The following is a 5163-nucleotide window of genomic DNA, read 5'->3' as shown; positions in this document are numbered from 1 at the left end:
CGTCCAGATCGAAGAACCCGCGCTGTTCCGACATCCCATACCCCCGTCGCCGCCAAAGCCACGGAATCACCCAAGGCTCGTCAAAGCGAGAGGTCCTTCAGGGTGTCCAGTCGTCAAACTGAGCCTGGATGAGCGTCGGCGCATCGCGCAGCTTCCGCGTCACAAGGTACGGGTAGCAAGTATCGCGGAAGCTTTGGGGTCGGCATCGCTCGAGGTCTCCCGGTCGACTGGCGCTCCCCGGTTCACAGGACAATCCATCGACAGCGCCGCCGCGGCTCTATCGTAGAAATCGGCTGAGCCGAAGTTTCCGCTCTTGAGGGCGAGGCCGATCGGTCGGCCCTCCGCTTCGCCGAAGAGGGCCGGGACGCCGGGGCTGATTTCGGGGCCGAGCAGGAACTGGTCGATGCCGAGCGCTTTCGCGACCGCGCCGGAGGTTTCGCCGCCGCCGACCACGAAGCGGGTGAAGCCGGCACCGGCCAGGAGGACCGCGAGGCTCGCGAAGAAGCCTTCGATCGCGCTGGCCACCCGTTCCCGGCCGAATTCGGCCTGGGCGGCCGAAACGGTGTCCGCGTCGGCGCTGGAATGGATGGCGACCGTTTCCCCATCGTGTTCAAGGGCGAAAGCGAGCGCCTTCTCCGGTGTCATGGTGCCAGCCATGAGGTCGCCGGCTTCCAGCGCCAGTCCGGGATGGTCGCGCAGAAAAGCTTCGAGTTGCCGCTGCGACATCCGCGAGCAGGAGCCCGAGAGCACGACCGCCGGTCCCCGCACGCCCGGTGGGGTCGCCGCCGGAGCTCCAAGCTTGCCGGCCCGCCGGAAATTGGCGGGCAAACCGAGCGCGACCCCCGAACCACCGGTGACAAGGCGGCGATCGGCGACCGCTTCGCCGATCCGGGCGAGATCCTCGTCCGCGAGCGCGTCGACGACGACCAGACGGACACGTTGCACGCGGAACTCCCGCAGCGCCTCGGCGATGGCCCGCGGACCCCGCCGGACGGTCTCATGGGCGACGAGGCCGATCTCGGATCTCGCCTGCTTCCCGAGCCATCGGACGATGTTCGCATCCGTCATGGGGTTGAGCGGGTGGTTCTCCATCCCCGATTCATGGAGCGGCGTCCCGTTGACGAAGAGATGCCCCTGATAGAGCGTCCTCCCGGTCTCGGGAAAGGCGGGGCAGACGATCGCCTGATCTTCGCCGAGCCGATCGAGCAGCGCCTCGGCGACCGGGCCGATATTGCCAGCTTCGGTGGAATCGAAGGTCGAGCAATATTTGAAGAAGAACTGCTCGCAGCCTTGCGCGATGAGCCAGTCCAGAGCTTTGATCGCTTCCTCGACCGCTTCGCCCGCCGGGATCGAACGTGTCTTGAGTGCGACGGCGCCGGCATCGCAGGCCGGCACGCCCGACGTTGGAACACCGCTGAACTGGGCGGTGGTCATTCCGTTCTTCGAGAGCATGTTGGCGAGATCGCTCGCCCCGGTGAAGTCGTCCGCGATACAGCCGAGTAGCATGATATGACCCTGAATGACTGCGAAGATGGCCCGGCAGGCATGAGCCGCCCGCCCTGGACCGTCGCTGATGGAAATGCCCGGCCGCCCGCCGCCCGGGTTCCCGCGTTATTCGGCCGCCTCGCCGCGCTCGTCCTCGATGTGGACGCGGATGATCTCGTCCATCGAGGATTCCGCCGTGAAGCCGAGCCCGCTTGCCCGCTCCGCCGTGAAGGCGCGCGGCCAGGACGATACGATCTCGAGGACGGCGGGATCCTCCTCTTGCCGGATCAGGTCGACCGCCGCGTCGCCGGCCGCGCGGCGCAGCGCCTCGATCTGGTCGCCGACCGTGGCGGAGACGCCCGGGAGGTTGAGGCTCCGGCGCGCGCCGAGGCTTGCAAGGTCGATCGAGCCTGCGTGGATGAGCGCGCCGACCGCCGAACGGGGGCTGGCGAACCAGTGTCGCAGGTCCCTCGCCACCGGCAGCACCGCCTCCTGGCCCGCGAGCGGCTCGCGGATGATGCTGGAATAGAAGCCCGACGCGGCCTTGTTCGGTTTCCCTGGCCGGACGCAGATGGTGGGCAGGCGAAGCGCCACGCCGTCAAGAAAGCCCCGGCGCGAGTAATCCGCGAGCAGGAGTTCGCAGATCGCCTTCTGCGTGCCATAGCTCGACAGGGGCGCGAGCACGAAATCGTCCGGAATGATGTCGGGCAGAGGCTGGCCGAACACGGCGAGCGACGAGGTGAAGACGACCCGCGGACGATAGGCCGAGATCTCGCCTTCGAGGCGGATCGCCTCGAAGAGATGACGCGTCCCGTCGAGATTGATCCGGTAGCCTTTCTCGAAATTCGCCTCCGCGTCGCTGGAGACGATGGCCGCGAGGTGGAAGATCGTGTCCGGCCGGCCCTTGATCAGCCGCGGGGCCGCTTCGGCCTCCGACAGATCGGCGGTGATGCATTCGACCTCCGCGCCGGCCGTGTCGGGGGCCGCGGGCGGCACGACGTCGACCAGTGTGAACTTCGTGATCGGCTCGCCGCCGATCTCGCCCGCTTGGGCGAGGCGGTCGGCGAGCCCGCGGCCGATCATTCCCGCCGCGCCGATGATCATGATGTGCATTGTCGATATCCCGAAGGTTGGTTAGCAGCCGGACCAGGAGGGCGGACGTTTTTCGGCGAAGGCCCGCATGCCTTCGATACGATCGTCGGACTGGAAGACGCTCAGCAAGGCCTCGCGCTCGCAGCGGAGGCCGTCCGCGAGCCCGGCCTCGTCGGACCGCCGGATGAGGGCCTTCGTCGCCGCGACCGAGACCGGGGCGTTGCGCACGATGCCGCGGGCGAGGTCGAGCGCCGTCTCGACCACCTTGTCGTCCGCCACCACGTCGCAGACGAGGCCCGCGTCCTTCGCTTCCGCGGCCGAGATCGGCGCGCCGGTCAGCAGCATCTTCGCCGCCATCTGCCGGCCGACGAGGCGGGGCAGACGTTGCGTCCCGCCGTCTCCGGCCATGCCGCCGATCTTGACCTCGGGCTGGCCGAACCTGGCGCCCTCCCCCGCGACCACGAGATCGCACATCATGGCGAGCTCGTTTCCCGCGCCGAAGGCGAAGCCCCGGACCGCGGCGATCAGCGGTTTCGGGAAAGCCTCGATCGCCCGCCAGGCGGCCAGCCTTTCCTCATCGAGGATGGCGGCGAGACCGCGCTCGTTGACTTCGTGGATGTCGGCGCCCGCGCTGAACGCGCGGTCGTCGCCGGTGATGATCACGGACCGGATTTCGCGCGCCGCCGCCGCCGTTTCGAGCGCGGCGGCGATGTCGAGCACGAGTTGCTTGGTCAGCGCGTTGCGCCGTTCCGGGCGATTGACGCGGAGCAAGAGGACGCCGTCGCAGGCGTCGTCCTTGAGAAGATGCTGTTCCATTGTCCTAGAGCCTGTAGAGGTGGAGACCGCCGTCGACGAAGACCGCGTCGCCGGTGGAAAATCTGAAAGCTCCGCTCGCGAGTTCCGCGACCGCCTCGCCGATGTCCGCGGGCTCGCCCCACCGTCGCATGGGCACCAGTCCGTCCCCGATGACGCGATCGTATTTCTCCCGCGAGGGCTCGGTCATCTCCGTCATGGTGATGCCGGGCCGGACCTCGTAGGCGTGGATCCGCTCCTCGGCGAGCCGCGCCGCGAAGAGACGGGTCGCCATCGAGAGCCCGGTCTTGGTCACGCAATAGTCGGGCCGATTGACGCCGATCATCTCCACGTTGACCGAGGTGATGTTCACGATCGAGCAGAAATGCGTGTCGGCCGCCTTCGTCCTGATCAGCCGCCGGCTGAACGCCTGGCTGAGCAGGAACGGGGCGCGGAGGTTGATCCGCAGGGCGCGGTCGAGGCTCTCGACGGGGAGATCGAGCATGTCGCCGCGGACCGTCGAGGAGACACCGGCGTTGTTGACGAGCGTCGTCAGCGTGCCGAGCTGCCCGGCGGCGTCGAGGATGCCCTCGTGCAGGGTCTCGTCGCCGACATCCGCCGTGAGGAACGCCGCCTCGATGCCCTGTTCGCGCAGGAGCGCGAGCGTCTCCTCGGCGGCCTCGTCCTGTTCGACATCGACGACGAGGATGTTGCGCCCCCGTTCAGCCAGCGACCGGCCGATGGCGCGGCCGATCCCGCGCCGCCCGCCCGTTACGATTGATACCGCGGTGGTCATCGTTTCATTCCTCAGGATTTCACGGAGCCGGAGACCAGACCGCGCACGAAGTAGCGGCCAAGCACGACATAGAGGATCGCCGTTGGCAGCGCCGCGATCACCGCGCCGGCCATCACCACGTTCCAGTCGACCGAGAAGTTGCCCGCGAGGTTGTTGAGCGCCACGGTCACGGGCTGGGCCTGCGGGTTCGGAACTATGGTCACGCCGAAGAGAAAGTCGTTCCAGATATTGGTGAACTGGAAGATCGCAGCCACCACGAAGGCCGGGGGAGAGATCGGCAGGATGATCTTCCAGTAGACCTTCCAGACGCCCGCGCCGTCCACCTTCGCGGCTTCGATCAGCGAACGCGGCACGCTCCGGTAGTAGTTCCCGAAGATCAGCGCATTGACCGACTGGCCGTAGATCATGTGGACCAGGATGAGCCCCCAGACCGAGCCGTAGAGCCCGATCTTCTGGGTGAAGAAGACCAGCGGCACGATGATGCTCTGGTAGGGGATGAACATCCCGAAGATGAGCAGCACGGAGATCAGGTTCGCACCCCTGAACCGCCAGAGCGAGAGCACATAGCCGGTGATCGAGCCGACGAGGCAGGAGAGGATCGTCGCGGTGATGGTGATGAAGAGGCTGTTCCGGAAGGAGGACGAGAGCCTCGCCCAGGCCTCCTCGAACCCGCCGAGCCCGAAGCTCCGGGGCAGGTGCCACATCGTGGCGATGGAGACCTCGGTCGCCGATTTCATCCCGTTCACGACCATCATGTAGACGGGCATGAGGTAGAAGGCCGACAGGGCGATCAACAGGCCGTAGAAGGCGATCACGCGGAGATGAGGCGCCACGGCTTGCCAGGGAGTGCTCCAGGGCGCGCGGGTCTCGATGAGGACTGTCAACGGCTGTACCGGGGCACGGATTTGAGACAGCGCTTTGCGCCGGTTACGCCGCCAGTTTGACCGTGGCGGCTTCGGTTTCAAGGCCGAGTTGCGCGGCCCGGATCTGATCGGGCG

5 protein-coding genes are annotated in these 5163 nt (G+C 67.2%); all 5 read right to left on the bottom strand.

The annotated features are described in order from the left end of the window. Positions 1-159: 159 nt before the first annotated feature. Positions 160-1506, bottom strand: a complete 1347-nt coding sequence (gene otnK / locus ACLJK8_RS21920) for a 3-oxo-tetronate kinase (RefSeq protein WP_413152559.1) — start codon at positions 1504-1506, stop codon at positions 160-162. Positions 1507-1611: 105 nt separating this feature from the next. Beyond that, positions 1612-2598, bottom strand: coding sequence for a D-erythronate dehydrogenase (gene denD / locus ACLJK8_RS21915; RefSeq protein WP_413152558.1), 987 nt, complete (start codon positions 2596-2598; stop codon positions 1612-1614). 21 nt (positions 2599-2619) lie between these two features. Further along, positions 2620-3393 carry an enoyl-CoA hydratase/isomerase family protein gene (locus tag ACLJK8_RS21910; RefSeq protein WP_413152557.1) on the bottom strand — a complete coding sequence of 258 codons (774 nt, stop codon included), beginning with the start codon at positions 3391-3393 and terminating at the stop codon, positions 2620-2622. A gap of 4 nt (positions 3394-3397) precedes the next feature. Further along, entirely contained in the window at positions 3398-4165 is a 768-nt protein-coding gene (locus tag ACLJK8_RS21905; RefSeq protein WP_413152556.1) for a 3-ketoacyl-ACP reductase, read from the bottom strand. A gap of 11 nt (positions 4166-4176) precedes the next feature. Continuing rightward, positions 4177-5049: a carbohydrate ABC transporter permease gene (locus tag ACLJK8_RS21900; RefSeq protein ID WP_413152555.1), complete on the bottom strand. Its 873-nt coding sequence runs from the start codon at positions 5047-5049 to the stop codon at positions 4177-4179. Between the last annotated feature and the right edge of the window lie 114 nt (positions 5050-5163).

This window comes from Amaricoccus sp. W119, assembly GCF_047275745.1.
Lineage (GTDB): Bacteria > Pseudomonadota > Alphaproteobacteria > Rhodobacterales > Rhodobacteraceae > Amaricoccus.
Note: the sequence above shows the minus strand (reverse complement) of the source record. Positions and strands in the feature narration are given on the sequence as shown.